Raw genomic sequence first — 21716 nt, 5'->3', positions numbered from 1 at the left:
ACTAAGCTCCCTGCTGGAAAAATCGGCTTAGGCCGGAATTATTTTGGCTCGCTGCCGAACCATTTTTTATAAATTGTGTTGTACGTGCCGTTGTCGCGCAGGGTTTTCAGCGCGCCATTAATCTGGTTACGCAGGTCATCGCTGCCTTTTGGCAGGGCGATACCATACTGCTGAGCTTCGATAGACTCGCCAACCGCTTTGAAGCGACCTTTACCGGCGGTGTGGATGAAGTACAGGATGTTTGGCGTGTCGTGCAGCACGGCGTCAGCACGGTTGGTGCCCAACTCCATGTAGGCGTTGTCGATGTTCGGGAACTGACGCAGATCTTTAGACTTGATGTGCGCTTTTGCGTAATCAACAGAACCGGTACCGCTCTTCACCGCAACCACTTTGCCGTTCAGATCGTCGATGCCTTTGATGTTGTTTTCGTTCTCACGCACCATCACCAACAGACCACTTTTGTAGTAGCCGTCAGAGAAGTCGATGGCTTTTTTGCGCTCGTCGGTAATGGTGATGCCGGCCAGAGCCACGTCAACGTTTTTGGTTTGCAGTGCTGGGATAATGCCGCTGAAATCCATTGGCTTCAGGGTGTAGTCCAGCTTCAGTTCTTTGGCGATAGCGGCCCACAGGTCGATATCGAAACCAACGTAATCGTTGCCCTGTTTGAATTCAAAAGGAACGAATGCGGTGTCGGTTGCAACAACCAGTTTCTTATCTGCTGCAGTGGAAGAAAGCGAGAAGGCCAGCGCCAGCGCGGCCACGGAGACTTTAATCAAAGACTTCATCATTATTTTCCTTATTACCCTTCAGACCTGATGGCCTGATGTACGGCTATTCATATGAAAAAATTATGCCAACTTTTCATTTTGCTCGAAATCAGCAGGATGCAGGGCCTGGCTGAAGCGATTTTGCTGTAGTCGAAAAGTCTGCACTAATATGGATCACCAAAATAGTGCATCGTGCTGTTGTGGTGCAGGCACAGTGTGCACCAAGGGCTGAGCAAGGGAAAGGCAGGATTAAGATTTTGTTAACGACGTCAAAAAAAGCACCAAAATGTTACAGATATAAAAAAAGGCGGGATAACCCGCCTTCGCTGTAACGTGCATTATTCAATGTTGGATTCGATAAACCACAGGAATTTATCCAAATCACGCGATGCCGCCGTGAAAATGTCTGCAGTGTCTTCATCACTGACTTCACTGATGGCCTTACGCGTATCGTTCGCGACAATCGCGTAACGATCGGCCAGCGCCTTCAGGTGATCCTGAACGGTATGGATGTTAAGCGGATAGCTTTTCAATGGCGTCTTATCGTTGACGATCTGGGTAGTACCCAGCGCCACGCCGCCGAGCTGTACAACACGCTCTGCAATGGTGTCCTGATGATCGGTAATGGCAGTACGGAAGCCATCCAGCATTTCGTGTACTGCAATAAAGTTGGCGCCGCGCATGTTCCAGTGCGCCTGTTTGGTGATCAGTGACAGGTCAATGTATTCCACTACCAGACGGTTGAGCACCTCGATGGTCGCTTTCTTATCGCTATCAGCAACATCATTACGGGTGTAAATGAGATCAGACGATTTAGTTTTAACCAGTTTTGCGGTACTCATCATTAATGTCCTCTAATTGATGGTTGTCCTAATCAAGCACGGAAATAAGTATAGCAGCAGTTTTCTGCTGTGCCGGATTGTTTAAACCGATGACAGGAATAGATAAACCTTAATGTTGTGCGGGATTTGAGCGTTTAATTTATTTGTCTTTTATAACAGGTGGTTATGCTTAGTGTTAATTATTTTTCAATGATGTTGCAAAATAATAACAAAGAGGAAGCCTGCGATGAAAAAAAGGGAATGAGAATGCTTATATATTCAGCCTGCAGCTTAACATGCTGAATTTGGCATTATTTATTGCGGGTTATTAATATCCACTTCGCTTATTTTGGCACTCTTCTGTTTCATGGTGAGTGTCGAACCCGCCGAAGCGGCAATAATGGCCAGCAGCGCAACCCACTGCTTCAGCGTCAGTAATTCCCCGAGGAACAACATCCCAGAAAGCGCTGCCATCGCGGGTTCCAGGCTCATCAGCGTGCCAAAAATGCGAGCGGGCAGACGGGTCAGGGCCATCATCTCCAGTGAATAAGGAATCGCACTGGAGAGCAGGGCGATAATCAGCGCCAGGGGCAGAATTTCCCAGTGCCAGATGCCGGGTGCCGCAAAGGTTAATCCAAGCGGAACAAAGATCACCGAAGCAATCAACGATCCCATGGCAACGGTTGCTGGACCATGCTCCGCACCGGCACGTTGCCCCGCCAGGATATAGACCGCCCAACAGGCACCGGCTCCCACCGCTAACAGCGCACCCAGCGGATCAATATGGCTGATGCCATCACCAATCGGCAGCAGAAACCACAAACCGGTGACCGCCAGAAGCACCCAGAGGAAATCGAGCGGACGTCGCGCACCGGCCAATGCCAGGGTTAAGGGGCCAAGAAACTCCAGGCCAACGGCAACGCCCAGCGGCACGGTGCGAATGGATAAATAGAAGAGATAGTTCATACAACCGAGCGCCAGACCGTACATCAAGAGCGGTTTGCGCTGTGCAGGAGTGAAACGAAGGCGCCACGGCTTAAAGATGATGCACAGAATCAGGGTGCCCAGTCCGAGACGCAATGCGGTGATGCCCGGAGCCCCTACGGTAGGAAACAGTGATTTTGCCAGGGAAGCACCGCCCTGAAGCGAGAGCATGGCAATCAGTAGCACGGCAACCGGCAACAAAACCGGGGCCATTTTGGCGTTTGTCTGAGGCGTAGACATCCTGTAATTCAATCCTGTAGTGATTAACAACACAGCAACAAAACGCCAGTGTAAAGGAATCTACAGGAAATAAGGAGGTGTGTAAGAGGGAAAATAAATGCGGTGACAGCCTGGGAAATAACCGTTTTCCGGACCATTTAAGTAAAGAAATGTCAGGTTAGTTTAGGAATATCCTTAAAGGCATTATTTGCAGCCCGAAATATTCTTGCAGGAAGATGACACTTTTTATAAGTAAAATGAATGACATAGGAAACTTCATTAACTTTCTGTTACACCAAACAATCTGTTAGACAACAAATAGCGGGCAGAGTTTCTTGCTAATTTTTGTTATATTTTCAGCGTTGTCAGGAGAGAAGTATATTCACATTTGAGGTGGTTTATGAAAAAAATTGCATGTCTTTCAGCACTGGCTTGTGTACTGGCAGTTTCAGCAGGTTCAGCCATGGCGCAGAGCACCGTTTCTGCTGGTTACGCGCAGAGCGATTATCAGGGCGTTGCTAACAAAGCAAACGGCTTCAACCTGAAATACCGTTACGAAGATGGTACTAACCCACTGGGTTGGATCGGTTCTTTCACCTACACCGAAAAAGACCGCACTGACGCTGGCGTTTACAACAAAGGCCAGTATTACGGCATCACCGGTGGTCCTGCTTACCGTCTGAACGACTGGGCAAGCATCTACGGCGTGGTCGGTATCGGTTACGGTAAATACCAGGCGAATGACGCTGCTGCACAGTCTAAATCTGACACCAGCGATTACGGTTTCTCCTACGGCGCAGGCATGCAGTTCAACCCAATCCAGAACGTTGCTGTTGACGTGGGTTACGAGCAGAGCCGTATCCGTAGCGTAGACGTAGGCACCTGGATTGCTGGCGTAGGCTACAGCTTCTAAGTTTTTGCTTAGACCAGAGTTGCACAAGAAACGGCCCTTTTCGGGCCGTTTTTTTATGCTTACTTTTGCGGGGCGGGAGGAAGCGTGGCGCGGATCTTCTTCACCTGATCGGCCGTTACCGGTGCCGCTTTGTTACCCCATCCATTGCGAATAAAGTTAGCGACATCAGCGACCTGCTGATCATCCAGGCGCCAGGCGAAATCTGGCATGGTGAAACCGGTCGGTGCCTGTTGCGTAATCGCACGCTGGCCGCCTTTCAGAATCACACTGATCACTGATGACGGGTCTTCACTCAACAAGGCCGGATTGTGTGCCAGCGCCGGGAAGGTACTGGCATAGCCTTTACCGTCCGTACGATGGCAGGCAGCGCAGTTATCCACGTACACCTGCGCGCCTGGCTGGCTGACATCCCCTTTGAACAGCGCTTGCGACGTCGCATCGCTGGCCTGTGGTGCAGCGGTGTTATCCGCAGCCGGTAAAGACTTCAGATAAACGGCAATCGCATTCAGATCTTCATCACTGAGATACTGGGTACTGTGCGCGATCACATCCGTCATCGAACCAAAGGCAGCGCCTTGCTTATTCGCGCCGGTTTTCAGGAAGGTGGCGATATCTTGCTCAGACCAACTGCCCAAACCCGCTGCCGGGCTGGCGGTCAGATCTGGCGCATGCCAGCCTTCCAGTGTGCCGCCGGTCAGATAGCCTTTGCTGTTCTGATCCATGGCTTTCTCCTGGAAGCCGATGCCACGAGGCGTATGGCATGAGCCACAGTGGCCAAGCCCCTGCACCAGATAAGCACCGCGTTGCCACTGTGCCGATTGACCGGCTACAGGAGCGTAAGTGCTGTCATCGGCAAAGGTCCAGCGCCAAAACGCCAGCGGCCAACGCATGCTGAGCGGCCAGGGGATATCACTTTTGCGATTCTCCTGACTCACCGGTTTCACACCCTGCATAAAGTAGTCATACAACGCGTGCATATCGCTGTCGCTGATTTTGGCATACGACGGGAACGGCATGGCGGGGTAGAGCGAGCTGCCGTCTTTCGCCACACCGCCACGTACCGCTTTGACGAAGTCGTCGTAGCTGTAGTCGCCAATGCCGTGCGTTTTATCTGGCGTGATGTTGGTGGAGTATATGGCACCAATCGGCGTGCTCATTTTGAGCCCACCGGCGAAAGGTTGCCCGCCTGCTGCGGTATGGCATGCGGCACAATCGCCCGCTTTGGCCAGATACTCGCCTTGCTTAACCGAGGCATCGGTCGCGGCCGATGCGGCGTGGCTGATCAGTGCGCCGCCGAGAGCGAAAAAGAGTGCGGATAATTTCACTATAACGCTCCTTATCAGGCCTGAACCAGCGGACCAGGGTTAGCCAGATAGCGGTTGCGAATCGCATCCGCCGCGAATAATGCGGTGGCACAGACAATCCCGGTTGGGTTGTATGCCAGGTTTTGCGGGAAGCAGCATGCGCCCGTAACGAATACGTTCGGTACATCCCAGCTTTGCAGGAACTTATTCACCACGCTGGTACGCGGATCGTCGCCCATCACTGCACCACCGGTGGTGTGCGTTGATTGGTAAGGGCGGACATCGTAATGGCTGTTGAGCGTTTTGAAGCCCACTTCATAGTGCTTAGGATTCATCACCTTGACGATCTCCTCGGCCTTATCTTTGATGAAGTTGGTCATCTTCAGTTCATTCTGCTGCCAGTCAAAGGTCATACGCAGTAACGGTTGGCCGTAGATATCACGGTACGTAGGATCAAGGTCGAGATAGCACTGCTTATACGGCATCACTGAACCTGACGAGCCGACGTTCATGTTGTGCAGATAATTATCTTTGATGGCCTGTTTCCAGCCGGAACCCCAACGCGGCGCATCTTTAGGGATGCCCATCTGCTGGATAGGACGTCCACCGGAGAAGGCCGCAGAAATGGTGGCACCGCCAACAAAGCCGACTTTGCTGTGATCGAAGTTTTCCGCATTGAAATCATCGATAACGGTGGAGGTGGCACCCGTGGCGGCAAATGGATTGAACCAATTGTCGTTGTCATAGAACAGCTTGATACCGCCGGTCATCTGGTAGGCATAGTTTCTGCCCACCACGCCGTCACCGGTTTGTGGATCGTATGGCTTACCGATTTTTGACAACAGCAGTAAGCGCACATTGTGCAACTGGAAGGCACTAAGGATCACCAGGTCAGCCGGTTGCTCGACTTCATTACCTTGCGCATCGATATAGGTGACGCCAGTGGCTTTTTTACCGCTGCTGTCGGTATTGACACGAATCACGTGCGCCTGCGTGCGCAACTCAAAGTTACTAAACGGCTTCAGAGCAGGGATAACACAGCTTTGCGGTGAGCCTTTGGAGTAGTTGAAACAGCCGAAGCGTTCGCAATAACCGCAGTAGTTACACACGCCAAGTTGCACGTTGTAAGGGTTGGTCCAGGGTTCGGTGGTGTTGGCTGCAGGGCACTCAAAGGGGTGATAGCCCAGTTGCTTTGCGGCTTTAGAGAATAATTCGCCGGCATACAGCGTTTTTAACGGTTTGGTGGGATAGCCATTTTTACGAGGAGATTCGAACGGGTTACCGCCTTCGACGGTTTCACCGTTGAGGTTACCGACCTGACCGGCCGCGCCGCAAATTTTCTCAAACTTATCGAAATAGGGCTCCATCTCGGCATAAGAGAAGGGGTAATCCTGCACCGTCATGTCTTTAGGGATGAAGTCAGCACCGTATTTTTCGATGACTGTGCTGCGCATTTTTAAGTCCGCTTCCAGCGGACGCCACAGCTGACCGTTCCAGTGGGTACCGGCGCCGCCCACACCATCACCGGGCAGGAAGGAACCGAAGCGGCGATAAGGCAGCGCGGTTTCCTGCGTGGTGTGACGAACCGTCACGGTCTCTTTCGAGGCGTTTTGGAACAGTTTTAAACGAATGCCGTAAGTCAGTTCATCGGCAATACGCGGATAGGAGAAGTCGGGGTAGGTATCGCGATTTTCGCCGCGCTCCAGTGCCACAATATTCAAACCAGAACTGGCCAGTTCCATCGCCATGAGCGAACCGGTCCAGCCGAACCCGACGATGACCACATCGACGGGCGCTTTTTTTACTGCCGCCATTACACGCTCCTTTTACTGGAAATGCTGACTGGGCCAAGAGGGTAGGGTTTATTAGGCTGCTGTACGGTATCGACGAAATCCGCACGTGCACCGGGAAAACCAATCATTTTCCACGAGGCCAGCGTTTGGTTGCCGCCGTGAATCGGATCGGCGAGATAACCCTCTTTGGTGTTCTCCAGCAGTTGCTCGAAAAACAGCTTGCCGTGAATGGCATCGTTATGCAGTTTGTCGGCTTCCAGCGCACGCAAAACCTCTTCCTGTTGCGCCGTTTCCAGTTGATAAAAATCTTTTTGGTACTGCTGCTGACAGTGCTGGTCAGCTAAGGCGATGCCTAACCGATAGGTATCGCGTGGCACCAGATGGGATTGGTAACCCATTTCCGGAATCGAATCGGCGAACGGGCCTTGCATGTACCACAAGCGACCATAGCCGTAGGGCAATTCCATCTGCTTATCGATAAACACCTGTACACCTTCACTGACGGCGCCAGGACCATTGGCATCGGCAGGGATCAGGCGATCCAGCGCGGCGAGCAGAAATTTCCACTCTTTATCGTTGAAGTAAGCGGGAACATAGTCGGATAACACGCCTTGCGGCTTGTCGGCAGCGGGGGAGGAGAGTGACACCACACCGGTACTGGCTGCGGCGGCGAGGGGAATGAGCGAGAGCGATTTTTGTAAAAATCGTCTCCTGCCCGATGGTTGCTCTTCAGGCTTTTTAAGTGACATTGCTAATCTTCCTTACGAAAAACCCACCCTGGGTTGATTTTGTTATAAGTATGTAATTTTTTGTTATGAGGAGATTAATCAGACGTCACAATAGGTTGCAAGCTAAAAGTTAGCAGCCTAATCGTTTAAGCGTTGTTGAAGGTAAAGTTATGTCAGCGCCTGAAGCGATTCAGCCACAGAGAGCGCAAGGGTTTAGAATTTGTTCAATAACAACAGGAAGAGTGGGACTAAAAAGGTAACAAAATGTGAGATCGTGCAAAGGATCCGTTGAGAAAACGGATCCTGAGAAGGAATTTATGGATGAATCAGCCGCGCCAGATCAGATTTGGGCAAGGGCGCTCGGTCAGCTGTTTGCCGGTCAGCTTTTCAATCAGCATCAGACGCAGGGCAAAAGGCGAGCGTTTAAACAGGCACAGCAGCGATTTCAGCTCAAAAGCCGGTTTGCTTTGCTCAACCTGGAAGCATTTGCCACAGTCGAGGCAGTTTTTCATGGTGGTCATGTTCACCTCCCGAATGAATAACGACGTAACAGTAAGCACAAACCTGCGATAAACAGCAGGAAAAGGAGTAGCAGCAGATAGGGTGCGTTCATCGTTGCCTCCTATATAAGCTATTCGCTTACATTACGAACAAAGATAGCACTGGCTATACTCTTTAGCCAACACTATTTAGGAAAAATTTGTGCTTATTTGTGCCTGGTTTACAATGAGCGCAGCCAGGCCCGCACCGCAGGTAAAGTGCGGCAGATAATAAAGAGGAAGCTGAATGAGTCGTCGTGCAAAGAGCGCCACCAATACGCCCCAGGGGCCGCTTAAAGATATAGAGGAGCATGTCGAAGGATTTCGCCAGGTGCGCGAAGCGCATCGACGTGAACTTATTGATGACTACGTAGAGTTAATCTCTGATTTGATTCGTGAATTTGGTGAAGCCCGCCAGGTCGATATGGCCGCGCGCCTCGGCGTTTCACAGCCCACCGTGGCAAAAATGTTGAAGCGTTTAGGCACCACCGGTCTGGTGGAACAGGTTCCTTATCGCGGTGTGTTTCTGACGCCTGAAGGTGAAAAGCTGGCTGAAGCGAGCCGCGTACGTCACCATATTGTTGAAACTTTCCTGCTGGCGTTAGGTGTCAGCCCGGAAACTGCCCGCCGGGATTCTGAAGGCCTGGAACATCACGTCAGTGATGAAACCCTCGCCGTCTTCCAGAAGTTTTACGAGAGTCGCTAACCTACAAGGCCTTCCGCCATCATGCCCATCGTGCTGCGTTCCTTAATGCGTGATCGTATTTTGCATTTGCTGTTGCTGTTGGGTGTGATTTTATTGCCGCTGGCGGAGTATCGTTGGTCGCAATTGCCTGCCGCCGTTGACTGGCACACTATCATGACGCTCACCGGGCTATTGATGTTGACCAAAGGGCTGGAAAACAGCGGCTATTTTGATGTGCTCGGCGCACGTCTGGTCCAGCGCTTTCAACATGAGCGCACGCTGGCGCTGTTTATGGTCTGTGCTGCGGCGCTGCTTTCCACTTTTCTCACCAACGATGTGGCACTTTTTATTCTGGTGCCGCTGACGCTGACGCTGCGCAAATTCTCACGTCTGCCGATTTCCCGACTGATCATTTTTGAAGCGCTGGCGGTGAATGCCGGATCGCTGTTGACCCCGGTGGGCAATCCGCAAAATATTCTGTTATGGAGCCACGGTACGCTCAGCGTACCGGGATTTATCCTGCAAATGGCGCCGCTGGCTGCAGTATTAATGATCAGCCTGATGGCGCTCACCTGGTGGAGTTTTCCCAAACGAACCATCCAGAAACATGCGCAAAGCGAAGCGCATCAATGGCAAAAACCGTTGTTTATCATCAGTGTGCTGCTCTATCTGGTGTTTATTGTGGCTTTAGAACTGAAAATGACCGGATGGGCACTGTTATTGGTGGCAGGCTGCTTCCTGATCATGGCGCGCAGCGTATTGATCAGTATTGACTGGAGCTTGTTGCTGGTATTTGTCGCGATGTTCATCGATGTGTTTTTACTGATGCGTCTTCCCCTGCTGCAACCCTATTTCGCCGCGATAGGTCATTTAAGCGAAGGGGGAGTATATTTGCTGGCGATCGGTCTTTCACAGGTCATCAGCAATGTGCCGGCCACCATCCTGTTGCTGCAAAAAGTGCCGCCTACAGAGGCGCTCGCCTGGGCCGTCAACATTGGTGGATTTGGCTTGCTGCCGGGTTCATTGGCTAACCTGATTGCGCTGCGTATGGCGCAAGACAGCAAAGTCTGGTGGCGCTTTCACCTGTTTTCTTTACCCATGCTGGCGTGGTCGATGCTGTGTGGCTGGTTGCTGTTGCGCTGGCTACACTAAGCCTGCCATTTTGTTCTGCCCGATGAGCTGACGCGCTGATTATTCAGCGCGTTATCGCACTCAGTGGCAGAAAATGCGTTGATTGTTGGCTTGTGTAAAGTTGTACTGGCATTTGTCAATTTTCGATCTAAGGTTAAGTTGACCGTTTTTGCCCGTGGATCGGGATCACAGCCAGCGATGATAACCTATGAGTGATAACCACAATCAGCCGCCCGCACGCGAGCAGCAGGATGCGCAGCACGCTTCAGACTCCAGTCAAGACAATAACGAACCACAACGTAAACGCCCCGGCAAAAAGCCACTGGTCATTCTCGCCATCGTGGTCGTGATCATGCTGTTGGTGGGCCTGTGGTTCTGGTTTACCACGCGCAACATTGAAACCACGGATGATGCCTTTACCGAAGGTGATGCCGTGACCATCGCACCGAAAGCGGCCGGTTATGTGGTGAAACTGCTGGTGAAAGATAACCAGCGGGTGAAGCAGGGCGATTTGCTGGTGGAGATCGACCCACGCGATACCAGTGCCCAACGCGATCAGGCTAAAGCCCAGCTTGGCCTGGCTCAGGCGCAACTGCATCAGGCGCAGGCACAGTTAGCGCTGTCACGCGTGCAGTATCCTGCGCAGCGCGATCAGGCGTTAGCCGATCAAGCCAAAGCGCAGGCGAATCTTTTGAATGCGCAGGCGGACTATCGTCGTCAGCGCGGCGTGGATCCGCGCGCGACGTCACAACGCAACATCGATACCGCAGCCGCGCAGCTGCGATCCGCTGAAGCACAACTGCAAAGCGCCAAAGCGCAGGTCGAAGTGGCTTCGCAGGTGCAATTACAGATTCGTCAGCAGGAAACCAACGTAGAAGCGCGTCAGCAGCAGGTTGAGCAGGCGCAGGCTCAGCTCAATACCGCCGAACTGAATCTCTCTTATACCCAAGTGCGCGCCCCGTACGATGGCTTTGTCACCAAGCGCAACGTGCAGGTCGGTACGCTGGTACAGGCTGGCACGGCACTGTTTTCACTGGTGTCGCCGGATATCTGGATTAATGCCAACTTCAAAGAGTCCCAGCTGGCGCGGATGAATCCCGGCGACAAAGTGGATATCAGTATCGACGCCTGGCCAGATATGAAGCTGGAAGGGCACGTTGATAGCGTGCAGATGGGGTCCGGCTCGCGTTTCTCCACCTTCCCGGCTGAAAACGCCACCGGTAACTACGTGAAAATTGTGCAGCGCGTGCCGGTGAAAATCGTCATCGATAAAGGATTGGATCCGAATCATCCATTGCCACTGGGCCTGTCGGTTGAGCCGAAGGTCACCGTCGAATGAGTGCGAGCGAAAGCTGGCGTCCGGCCAGCAATCCCTGGCTGGTCGCCATCACGGTGACGCTGGCGGTGTTTATGGAGATCCTCGACACCACCATCGTTAACGTGGCGCTACCGCACATTGCCGGCTCACTCTCTTCCAGTTACGACGAATCCACCTGGGTGCTGACTTCCTATCTGGTGGCTAACGGCATTGTGTTGCCCATTTCCGCCTTCTTTAGCCGCTTGTTTGGGCGTAAACAGTTCTTCCTGATCTGTATTGTCATGTTCACCATCTGCTCGTTCCTGTGCGGTATCGCCACTGAGCTATGGCAAATCATTCTGTTCCGCGTGTTGCAGGGTTTTTTCGGCGGCGGTTTGCAGCCGGTGCAGCAATCGGTGCTCCTCGATTACTTTAAAGCGGAAGATCGTGGCAAAGCTTTTGGTCTCTCCTCGATTGCGATTATCGTTGCGCCAGTTATCGGCCCAACACTCGGCGGCTGGATCACCGATAACTACAGCTGGCGCTGGGTGTTCTTCATTAACATCCCGGTCGGAATTTTAACGGTGCTGGCTATCTATCAACTGCTGGAAGATCCACCGTGGGAACGTAAATGGGCGAAGGGCAAGCTGAAGATCGATTACATCGGTATCAGCTTGATCACTCTTGGACTCGGCTGTTTGCAGGTGTTCCTTGACCGTGGTGAAGATGAAGACTGGTTCGCCTCGCACTTTATTCGCCTGTTTTGCATGCTGGCGGTGATCGGCATTGTCGGCGCCGTCTACTGGCTGCTGTATGCGCGTAAACCCGTGGTAGATATCACGGTCATGAAAGATCGTAACTTCTGGGTGGCCGGTTTGCTGATGGCAGGCATGGCGATGATTCTGTACGGCAGTTCGGTGGTACTTCCACAACTGGCGCAGCAGGATCTGGGCTATACCGCGACCTGGTCGGGGCTGGTGCTCTCGCCCGGTGCGATATTGATCGTCCTGACCATTCCGCTGGTGCTGAAGCTGATGCCGATTGTGCAAACACGCTACATCATTGCTTTCGGTTTTACCTGTCTCGCCAGCGCCTTCTTCTATTCCACGACCTTGACGCCGAATGTTGATTTTACCACCCTGGTATTAATGCGCAGTGCGCAATCGATAGGGCTGGGTTTCCTGTTTGTGCCGCTGACGACCATTGCTTTTATTACGGTGCCGCAACGGCTCAATGCGGATGCATCGGCATTGTTTACCATGTTCCGTAATGTGGCGGGATCGATCGGTATTTCACTGGCAACGGCGGGGATCACTGAGCGTATGCAGGCGCGGTCGGCGAGTATGGTGCATAACATGACGCCGCTCAACGAGCCGTTCAATCTCACTTTGCAGCATTGGGCGCAGTCGATTCGCGACTTTACGTCTGCGGTGGGCGATCCCCTAACGCTGGCGACCGGTCAGCTGTACAAAGAGATGATTGCACAGGCGCGAATCCTGGCGTACATCGACGTATTTATGGGCCTGAGTATTGTGGCCTTGCTGTTGATTCCATTTTGTTGGTTGCTTTCGCCGATCAAGAGCGAAGGCAGTGCAGGAGCACACTAAGATGATCACCTCTACGCGCTTGAGTTTGCTGGCGCTGTCTCTGCTTCTGGCGGGTTGCGCTGTGGGCCCTGATTATCAGCCACCCCATGCGCAGACGCCGGGCAGCTATCGCGATTTGCCGTCGCAGGAAGTCTCAAAACCGCAATCGGCGGCCACCAACCCTCTGTGGTGGAAAAGCTTTAATGATCCACAACTGGATAGCCTGATTGAACGCGCCATTGCCGGTAACTTATCCCTGCAGCAGTCGGTGTTGCGCATTGCTGGCGCGCGTGAGCAACTGGCGCAGGCGCGCGGCGGGCTTTTTCCGTCACTCAATGGCTCGGCTAAAGTCACACGTCAGCAGTTGGGCCTAAAAGGCATACTGAAATCCAACGGAGTTTACGATCAGGTGGACAGTGACGTCGCCAATCAACTGAACGGCCTCGATCATTCTGTCACCCTTTATCAAGGCAGCTTTGACGCCAGCTGGGAGCTGGATCTGTGGGGCAAAGTGCGCCGTCAGATGGAAGCCGCAGATGCGCAGCAGCAGGCTGCCATCGAACAGCGCAATGATGCGCTGGTGTCACTCGAAGCAGAAGTGGCACGTGCCTATCTGCAATTGCGCGGCGCGCAAGCGGTACTCAATACGCTGCAGCAGCAAATCGATGTGGCGCAGCAAACCTGGGAACTGACGCAAAGCCAGCAGCGTAACGGCATGGCGCCGCTCACCGATGTGGAAAATGCGCGCGCACAACTTGCCTCGCTGAACGCGCAATTGCCGGGCTATCAGTCGCAGGAACGTCAGGCCATGAATGGTTTAGCGGTATTGCTGGGCAAAACGCCGGGCGCACTGGATAACGAGCTGATGAGCAGTAAAGCGTTACCGGCGTTGCCGAAAATGGTGGCGGTGGGGATTCCATCCACGCTGGCGCGACGACGTCCGGATATTCGCCAGGCGGAAGCCAATCTGCATGCGCAGACTGCCAACATTGGCGTGTCGGTGGCGGATCTGTTCCCCAGCCTGTCACTGACGGGTCAACTCGGGGTGCGCAACACCGATGCCAGCTATCTGGATGACTGGAGCAGCCATTTCTACAGTATCGGGCCCTCGCTCTCCATTCCGATTTTTCAGGGCGGGCGTTTGGTCTCCAGCGTGAAACTGGCACGCGCGCAGCAGGCCAATGCAGCGCTGGAATATCGTCAGACGGTGCTGACCGCCTTGCAGGATGTCGAGAATGCCCTGGTCAGTTATCGCGCCGATCAGCAGCAGGTGACAGCTCTGGATGAAACCACTGGCGCATTGCAGAGAGCATTTGATCTCGCCAGTGATAGCTACAAGCAGGGGATTTCCAGCTTCCTGGATGTGTTGGACGCACAGCGTCAGTTAGCGCAGGCAGAAGCACAATCGACACAGGCACGAATGCAGAGTGCACTGGATTTAGTCGCGTTGTACAAAGCGCTGGGCGGCGGCTGGGAACCTTATCAAAACGTTAATCTGCCGGAATATTCTGTGTTTGGCCCTGCCACCACGGTGCCTTAGTCGTAAAAGGGGGCAGTCTGCGGGTTGCCCCAGCATCAGGCATCACAATTCGCCCATTTTGAAACGAAAGTTTTCATTTTGGACTAAATGCAAATTCCCCTCTGATCACTCTTCACCGATTTACACGCAGTAAAGCCCCTTTTTGTGATCTGCTCCGCATGTAAATGCGGGGTTTATGATCTGTAGCGCAAAATTTAAATTTCATAATTATTCCTGTTGGTTGAAATAAACTATTTTTAAATCTTCTCTTACTGTTAAGGAGTGGATTATGCCGCGGGAAAACTACCTTACCCCCAACAAAGCATCAGGGCCGAACAGCAGCACGCGCACTGAACCCTTTGTGAAGGTGATAGCAATGATTGCCACCTTAGGGGGGTTGCTGTTCGGCTATGACACCGGTGTGATTTCTGGCGCACTGTTATTTATGGGCAACGATCTCCATCTGACACCCTTTACCACGGGGTTGGTCACCAGCAGCCTGCTGTTTGGCGCGGCTTTTGGTGCCCTGGCATCAGGCCACTTTGCCGCCGCGGCCGGGCGGAGAAAAATCATTCTGGTGCTGGCGGTGATTTTCGCCATTGGCGCAATCGGCACCGCGTTAGCACCTGACGTTGAATGGATGATTTTCTTCCGCCTGGTATTGGGTGTGGCGGTGGGGGGCGTGTCAGCGACAGTCCCGGTGTACATCGCGGAGATGGCGCCCGCCAACAAACGTGGCCAGTTAGTGACCATGCAAGAACTGATGATCGTCTCCGGGCAGATGTTGGCTTACATCTCCAACGCCGGTTTTAACGCGGTATGGGGCGGTGATACCACCTGGCGTTGGATGCTGGCGGTAGCGACGGTGCCTGCCGTGCTGCTGTGGTTTGGCATGCTGTTTATGCCCGACTCACCGCGTTGGTATGCGATGAAAGGGCGGTTAGCAGAAGCGCGTCAGGTGCTGGAACGCACGCGAGCTAAACAAGATGTTGAGTGGGAACTCACGGAAATAGAAGAAACCTTAGCTGAAGAGCAACATGAAACGCGCCCACGCCTGCGTGAACTTCGTCAACCCTGGCTGTTTAAATTATTTTTGATTGGCGTGGGTATTGCGGTCATACAGCAGTTAACCGGGGTGAATACCATCATGTATTACGCTCCGACCATGTTAAAAGCCGTGGGCATGAGCGATAACGCAGCATTAATTGCCACCATCGCCAATGGTGTTATTTCAGTATTAATGACTTTCGTCGGTATCTGGCTGCTGGGGCGCATTGGGCGCCGTACCATGACGATGTTAGGACAGTTTGGCTGTACCGCCTGTCTGGTATTTATTGGTGCCGTCAGTTATTTCATGCCGGAGACGGTAAATGGTCAACCTGATGTTCTGCGCAGTTATATGGTGTTGCTGGGAATGCTGATGTTTTGAGCTTCCAGCAAGGTGCACTCTCACCCGTGACCTGGTTACTATTGTCTGAAATTTTCCCTACGCGTCTGCGTGGGATATTTATGGGTGGCGCCGTGTTTGCTATGTGGATCGCTAATTTCCTTATCTCGCTGATGTTCCCGATCCTGTTGGCATCGGTGGGTTTATCGGGAGCATTCTTTATTTTTGCGCTAATCGGAATAGGGGGAGCCATTTTTGTGGTTCGCTTTGTACCGGAAACACGAAATCGTTCACTGGAACAGATCGAGCATTATTTGCACGACTGGCTGTCAAATGAAGAACCGCAAACGCAGTTGACGCACGCTGTGAAGAAAATCTTGTAACCTGAGGTGACGTTTTTTATGAGGGTAAAAGCCGGTGCATGCACTGGCTTTTTATCGATAAGGCAGGTTAAAAATGCGATTGTGGTCTCAACTGTGAAAATAGAATAATCACCTGTGAAAATAGATTTTCGGCCATAACATTAATCTTCATTAATCTGCTAACACACATCAGTCAGGCAAGGCATTAGCCGCTAAATGCTTGTTTATCAGCCGGGAATAACCTCTGAAATCGGTACCAGTTCCAGTCGGTGGTACTAAAGTGCTGTCGTTAATTCACCGTTAATTAAAGCTTCTCGCTGGGGATATCGCTCAAATTGTGAATACGTTAATCAGTTAGGAATTATCCGTCCGCATAAATTAATTTATTTTTTTATTTGAATTGGGTAATCTTGCCACTACAGTTTATTTAAACCCCCCTTAAGCAAGGACCTTGTGATGAGTGACGCATTTAAAGTTTTGAACAACATTCGCACATTACGTGCGCAGGCTCGTGAACTGCCATTGACCGATCTGGAAGAGATTCTGGAGAAATTAACCGTGGTGGTGACTGAGCGCCGCGACGAAGTTCATGCAGAAGAAGCGCAGAATCGCGAGAAAGAAGAAAAGCTGTCTAAATACCGCGAAATGCTGCTGGCTGACGGTATTGACCCGAACGAATTGCTGGGTGCGCTGGAAACCGGTAAAAAACGCGCGAAGCGTGCACCGCGTCCGGCTAAATATTCTTACACCGATGAGAACGGTGAAGAGAAATCATGGACCGGCCAGGGCCGTACCCCAGCAGCGATTAAGAAAGCGCTGGACTCTGGTAAAAGCCTGGACAGCTTCCTGATCAAATAATCGACACAATCCTTGTAAGCGGGAGCCGAAGACCACGTTGTCTTCGGCTTTTTTATTTCTCTATTTGCAACAACGCGTTTAGCGCCTTCGCTCGCTGCCCGTAGGCGCAGAGGTGGCGTCCCGGTGCTGCTTTCTGGCATAATGCCCGCTGTTTTTTCCTCCACTGCGTAACAAAGGTCAATGCCGTGTTAGTTTCCAGCAATATTACTATGCAGTTCGGCAGTAAGCCGCTGTTTGAGAATATCTCCGTTAAGTTTGGCGGCGGTAATCGTTACGGTTTAATCGGTGCGAACGGCAGCGGTAAATCGACCTTCATGAAAATACTGGGCGGCGACCTGGTACCGACCAACGGTAATGTTTCACTCGACCCTAACGAGCGTATCGGTAAGTTACGTCAGGACCAGTTTGCCTTTGAGCAATTCAGCGTGCTGGATACGGTGATTATGGGTCACGCCGAATTATGGGCGGTGAAGGAAGAGCGCGACCGTATTTATGCTTTGCCAGAAATGAGCGAAGAGGAAGGCTATAAAGTTGCCGACCTGGAAGTTGAATACGGCGAAATGGATGGTTACAGCGCAGAATCTCGTGCCGGGGAATTATTACTGGGCGTGGGTATTCCGGTGGAACAGCATTACGGTCCGATGAGCGAAATCGCACCAGGTTGGAAATTGCGTGTGCTGTTGGCGCAGGCATTATTCTCAAACCCGGATATTTTGCTACTCGATGAACCGACGAACAACCTGGATATTGATACCATTCGTTGGCTGGAGCAGGTGCTAAACGAACGTAACAGTACCATGATTATCATTTCGCATGACCGTCACTTCCTGAATATGGTGTGTACGCACATGGCGGATCTGGATTACGGCGAACTGCGCGTGTATCCAGGAAATTATGACGAATATATGACCGCGGCGACGCAAGCGCGTGAACGTTTAATTTCTGATAACGCGAAGAAGAAAGCGCAAATTGCAGACCTGCAATCATTCGTTAGCCGTTTTAGTGCCAACGCCTCTAAATCGCGTCAGGCGACTTCGCGTGCCAAGCAGATTGATAAAATTAAGCTGGATGAAGTGAAAGCCTCCAGTCGTCAGAACCCTTATATCCGTTTTGATCAGGATAAGAAGCTGTTCCGTAATGCGCTGGAAGTTGAGGCACTGACGAAAGGATTCGATAACGGACCGCTGTTCAGCAAGCTTAATCTGATGGTTGAAGTTGGTGAGAAAGTGGCCATTCTCGGTGCCAACGGTATCGGTAAAACCACGTTGCTGAAAACATTGGTCGGCGAATTAACGCCTGACAGCGGCACGGTGAAATGGTCCGAGAATGCGCTGATTGGTTATTATGCGCAGGATCACGCAGAAGATTTCGCCGATGACCTGAGTGTTTTCGACTGGATGAGTCAGTGGAAGCAGGAAGGTGACGACGAGCAAGCGGTGCGCAGTATTCTGGGCCGTCTGCTGTTTGGTCATGATGAAATCAAGAAGCCTGCTAAAGTGCTGTCTGGTGGTGAGAAAGGCCGCATGCTGTTTGGCAAGCTGATGATGCAGAAGCCGAACATCTTGATCATGGATGAACCGACCAACCACCTCGATATGGAATCGATTGAGTCGCTTAACCTGGCACTTGAAGGTTACGAAGGCACGCTGATTTTCGTTTCGCATGACCGTGAGTTTGTCAGTTCACTGGCAACCCGCGTGATGGAGATGAAGGGCGATCGCATTATCGACTTCACCGGCAACTACGAAGATTATCTGCGCAGTCAGGGTATTGTTTAAATCGTTACATACCCATAGCTTCGCCCGCCGCATTCCTGCGGTGGGCGCTTTACTTTGGTTCGCCAGTTAGCCAGTTCGCCTGAGAGTTCTGCACCTACAGGCATAAATGGTGGGCCGCTCCGTAAAGACGGCGTGAATACATCCCTGTAGCATCGACTGCCGTATTCCTGCGGCGGGCGCTTTGTTCTGGTTTGCCATTTCGCCTGAGAGTTCTGCACCTTCAGGCATAAATGGCGGGCCGCTCCGTAAAGACGGCGTGAATACATCCCTGTAGCCTCGACCGCCGCATCCCTGCGGCAAACGCTTTACTCCGGACCCACCATTCCTGCCTTTATCAATATTTGTGCTCTCTGTTGGTTAATTCAGTCTGCACGGCCTATGCGGTCTATACAGCAACACCATAGGTTAAAGGGAAGATAAGGTTCGCCCGAAGAGCAAAGCGTCTGGGCCACGGATGGCCCAGCCGATCGGCATGGATGCCGGTTTCCTTTGCGATCGGGCGGACCTTATCTGACCCAGCACCTAACCTTCAGCGAAAAAGCCAAACCACGCAACCTAACCAATCTGCCCAATATTCACATACTGGGTTTCCAGATACTCTTCCAACCCAACATCTGCGCCTTCGCGACCTAATCCTGACGCTTTCACACCCCCAAACGGCGCTACTTCCGTGGAAATGATCCCTTCATTAACGCCAACCATGCCGCTCTCCAGTTGCGGAGTCACGCGCAGTGCCCGCGCCAGATCACGCGTAAACAGATAAGCGGCCAGCCCATACGGTGTGTTGTTGGCGCGCTCGATCACTTCCTGTTCCGTACGGAAACGGAAGCAGGCCGCAACCGGTCCAAATGTCTCTTCGTGTGCCAGACGCATCTGCTCATTGGCATCGGCCAGCACCGTCGGCTGGTAAAAGCTGCCACCCAACGCATGACGCTCACCGCCGCAAACCAAACGTGCACCGTGCTGCAAGGCATCCTGCACATGTGCTTCGACCTTCTCCATGGCTCGCTGATGAATCAGTGGCCCCTGCTGTGCGCCCGGTGTCAGGCCCGGTGCGACTTTCAACGCGTTAGCCGCTGCAGCCAGTTTGGTGACGAATTGATCATACACGCCATCCTGCACGTAAAAGCGGTTCACGCAGATACAGGTCTGCCCGCTGTTACGGAATTTCGCCGCCATGGCGCTTTCGATTGCGGCATCAATATCGGCATCATCGAACACGATAAACGGGGCATTGCCGCCCAGCTCCAGTGACAGCTTCTTCACTGAGCTGGCGGCATCACGCATCAGCAACTGGCCAACACCCGTAGAGCCGGTGAAGGAAATTTTCCGCACCGTATCGTGGTGCGTCAACGTGTGGCCAATCTCCACCGTTTCCCCGCTCACCGCATTCAGTACGCCAGCCGGAACGCCAGCCTGTTCAGCCAGCACCAGCAGGGCAAAGGCTGACAACGGTGTCTCGTTCGCCGGCTTCACAATTGCGGTACAACCGGCGGCCAGCGCCGGGCCCAGCTTGCGCGTCAACATCGCCAGTGGGAAATTCCATGGCGTTATCGCGGCGACCACGCCCACCGGCTGTTTCAGCGTCAGGATCAGATTTCCGGCCTTAGTTGAAGGGATCGTTTTGCCGTTAGCACGCTTGCCTTCTTCGGCAAACCACTCAATAAAACTGGCGGCGTAAAGCACTTCGCCACGCGCTTCAGCCAGCACTTTTCCTTGTTCCTGCACCACCAACTGCGCCAGCGGTTCCTGATTTTCGATAATCAATTGATACCAGCGCTGCAGGATCGCAGCGCGCGCTTTGGCGGTTAAGGCACGCCAGGCGGGCAGGGCGGCGGCGGCGGCATCAATCGCGCGGTGGGTTTCCGCCGCGCCAACGTTAGCGACCTGCGCCACCACGCTGTTGTCGGCTGGATTGGTCACATCATAAGTGCGATCGCTCTCCAGCCATTGTCCATTGCAATACCAGCTGGTACGCAGCAGTGAAGATGTCATGCGATATTCCTTGCAGATTGAAGTGCGTTATCCGTAAACACCGTGCGCGCAGCGCGGCTATGACGGGCGATACGTTTTCCCGCGGTGTAATCGTTGATCACATCGCACGGCGTGTAGTTGCGTTCCAGCTCGAAGCGCTCTTCGCTATCCAGTGGGGTATGCAGTGCCGCAATGGCGCTATCCAACTGGGCGACGCTGTCAGCACCTACCAGCATCGAATCCACGCCTGGATGGGACAGCACCCAGGCCTGAGCAATCTGCGCACTGGTTAATCCACGTGCAGCGGCGACACGGCCGACGGATTCGGCAATCTGAATCGAAGCTTCATCGGCATACATTTCACGGGTGAAGAAATCAGTTTGATTGCGGATAGATTGCGCATCACCGCTTAACAGCCCGCGCGCCAGTGGGCTAAACACGGAAACGCCCAGGCCCTGATCGCGACAGAACGGCATCATTTCGCGTTCCTCCTCGCGGTAGGCGCAGTTCAGCTGCAGCTGCATATTGATCGGTTTCACAAACCCGTTGCGCTCGCAGCACCACAAAATCTTCGCCAGCTGCCAGCAATACATGGTGGAAACCCCGACATAGCGTGCTTTGCCGCTGCGCACGATGCTGTTCATCGCTTCCCATGTCTCTTCGATCGGCGTGTTCACGTCGAAATAGTGCAGCATGTAAACATCAACATAGTCGGTGCCGAGGCGGCGCAGGCTGCCATCGATACTGTCGAGAATGTGTTTACGCGAGTGGCCCTGATTGTTCTGTCCCCCGCCGAGTGGATAGCCCACTTTGGTGGTCAGCACCAACTCATCACGCTGGGCGATGCGTTTGAGCACACGGCCTACTACTTCTTCACCGGCACCGCTGGAGTAGAAGTCAGCCAGATCGATAAAGTTGATACCGTTTTCCAGCGCGTGACGAATAATCGGCTCGCTTTGCGCCTCATCAAAAATCCATGGTTTCCAGCTCTTGCTGCCCATATTCATGGTGCCGAGGCAAAGACGCGACACCTGCAAACCGCTGTGGCCCAGTTTGATGTATTCCATGCTG

General features: G+C 52.7%; 17 protein-coding genes and 1 pseudogene. 9 read left to right on the top strand and 9 right to left on the bottom strand.

The window, feature by feature from the left end:
- Positions 1-38: 38 nt before the first annotated feature.
- From glnH to rhtA, 3 genes are all read right to left on the bottom strand, one after another.
- Positions 39-785 carry a glutamine ABC transporter substrate-binding protein GlnH gene (glnH, locus tag FD744_RS23490; protein ID WP_058961948.1) on the bottom strand — a complete coding sequence of 249 codons (747 nt, stop codon included), beginning with the start codon at positions 783-785 and terminating at the stop codon, positions 39-41.
- A gap of 320 nt (positions 786-1105) precedes the next feature.
- Positions 1106-1609: a DNA starvation/stationary phase protection protein Dps gene (gene dps, locus FD744_RS23485; protein ID WP_034820903.1), complete on the bottom strand. Its 504-nt coding sequence runs from the start codon at positions 1607-1609 to the stop codon at positions 1106-1108.
- A gap of 294 nt (positions 1610-1903) precedes the next feature.
- Entirely contained in the window at positions 1904-2812 is a 909-nt protein-coding gene (gene rhtA / locus FD744_RS23480; protein WP_160869716.1) for a threonine/homoserine exporter RhtA, read from the bottom strand.
- Positions 2813-3191: 379 nt separating this feature from the next.
- Here rhtA and ompX point away from each other — a divergent pair, with 379 nt between their 5' ends.
- Positions 3192-3704 carry an outer membrane protein OmpX gene (gene ompX, locus FD744_RS23475; RefSeq protein WP_034820897.1) on the top strand — a complete coding sequence of 171 codons (513 nt, stop codon included), beginning with the start codon at positions 3192-3194 and terminating at the stop codon, positions 3702-3704.
- A 59-nt stretch (positions 3705-3763) separates the two neighbouring features.
- On the opposite strand, the gene FD744_RS23470 is transcribed toward ompX, so the two are convergent.
- The 4 genes from FD744_RS23470 to FD744_RS23455 form a co-directional block, all read right to left on the bottom strand.
- Entirely contained in the window at positions 3764-5044 is a 1281-nt protein-coding gene (locus FD744_RS23470; RefSeq protein ID WP_373424451.1) for a cytochrome c, read from the bottom strand.
- The gene (locus FD744_RS23465) at positions 5044-6822 is read right to left on the bottom strand and encodes a GMC family oxidoreductase (RefSeq protein WP_097119369.1); all 1779 of its coding nucleotides are present in this window, start codon (positions 6820-6822) and stop codon (positions 5044-5046) included. Before FD744_RS23465 ends, FD744_RS23470 begins: the two co-directional genes overlap by 1 nt.
- A complete protein-coding gene (locus FD744_RS23460; RefSeq protein WP_160869712.1) occupies positions 6822-7550 on the bottom strand; it encodes a gluconate 2-dehydrogenase subunit 3 family protein in 729 nt (242 codons plus the stop codon). Before FD744_RS23460 ends, FD744_RS23465 begins: the two co-directional genes overlap by 1 nt.
- A gap of 305 nt (positions 7551-7855) precedes the next feature.
- The gene (locus FD744_RS23455; protein ID WP_045814029.1) at positions 7856-8050 is read right to left on the bottom strand and encodes a hypothetical protein; all 195 of its coding nucleotides are present in this window, start codon (positions 8048-8050) and stop codon (positions 7856-7858) included.
- Positions 8051-8315: 265 nt separating this feature from the next.
- Here FD744_RS23455 and mntR point away from each other — a divergent pair, with 265 nt between their 5' ends.
- From mntR to FD744_RS23415, 8 genes and pseudogenes are all read left to right on the top strand, one after another.
- Positions 8316-8774, top strand: coding sequence for a manganese-binding transcriptional regulator MntR (gene mntR, locus FD744_RS23450; RefSeq protein WP_034820884.1), 459 nt, complete (start codon positions 8316-8318; stop codon positions 8772-8774).
- 21 nt (positions 8775-8795) lie between these two features.
- Positions 8796-9905: an SLC13 family permease gene (locus FD744_RS23445; protein WP_160869710.1), complete on the top strand. Its 1110-nt coding sequence runs from the start codon at positions 8796-8798 to the stop codon at positions 9903-9905.
- 187 nt (positions 9906-10092) lie between these two features.
- Positions 10093-11223 carry an HlyD family secretion protein gene (locus FD744_RS23440; protein ID WP_160869708.1) on the top strand — a complete coding sequence of 377 codons (1131 nt, stop codon included), beginning with the start codon at positions 10093-10095 and terminating at the stop codon, positions 11221-11223.
- Positions 11220-12788 (top strand): DHA2 family efflux MFS transporter permease subunit, encoded by a 1569-nt coding sequence (locus tag FD744_RS23435; protein ID WP_034820876.1) that lies wholly within the window; start codon positions 11220-11222, stop codon positions 12786-12788. Before FD744_RS23440 ends, FD744_RS23435 begins: the two co-directional genes overlap by 4 nt.
- Before the next feature lies 1 nt (position 12789).
- Complete coding sequence (locus tag FD744_RS23430; RefSeq protein WP_160869706.1) at positions 12790-14307, top strand: efflux transporter outer membrane subunit; 1518 nt, start codon at positions 12790-12792, stop codon at positions 14305-14307.
- A 268-nt stretch (positions 14308-14575) separates the two neighbouring features.
- Positions 14576-16056 (top strand): annotated as a pseudogene (locus FD744_RS23425) (sugar porter family MFS transporter).
- A gap of 435 nt (positions 16057-16491) precedes the next feature.
- Positions 16492-16893 (top strand): H-NS family nucleoid-associated regulatory protein, encoded by a 402-nt coding sequence (locus FD744_RS23420; RefSeq protein WP_034820857.1) that lies wholly within the window; start codon positions 16492-16494, stop codon positions 16891-16893.
- A 185-nt stretch (positions 16894-17078) separates the two neighbouring features.
- The gene (locus tag FD744_RS23415; protein ID WP_097119365.1) at positions 17079-18671 is read left to right on the top strand and encodes an ABC-F family ATPase; all 1593 of its coding nucleotides are present in this window, start codon (positions 17079-17081) and stop codon (positions 18669-18671) included.
- Between the two features lie 555 nt (positions 18672-19226).
- On the opposite strand, the gene FD744_RS23410 is transcribed toward FD744_RS23415, so the two are convergent.
- Both FD744_RS23410 and FD744_RS23405 read right to left on the bottom strand, forming a co-directional pair.
- Complete coding sequence (locus tag FD744_RS23410) at positions 19227-20666, bottom strand: NAD-dependent succinate-semialdehyde dehydrogenase (RefSeq protein ID WP_160869704.1); 1440 nt, start codon at positions 20664-20666, stop codon at positions 19227-19229.
- Positions 20663-21712 carry an aldo/keto reductase gene (locus FD744_RS23405; RefSeq protein WP_034820847.1) on the bottom strand — a complete coding sequence of 350 codons (1050 nt, stop codon included), beginning with the start codon at positions 21710-21712 and terminating at the stop codon, positions 20663-20665. The genes FD744_RS23410 and FD744_RS23405 overlap by 4 nt, the downstream gene beginning before the upstream one ends.
- Positions 21713-21716 lie beyond the last annotated feature (4 nt).

Source organism: Pantoea sp. Taur (genome assembly GCF_009830025.1).
Lineage (GTDB): Bacteria > Pseudomonadota > Gammaproteobacteria > Enterobacterales > Enterobacteriaceae > Pantoea > Pantoea communis.
Note: the sequence above shows the minus strand (reverse complement) of the source record. Positions and strands in the feature narration are given on the sequence as shown.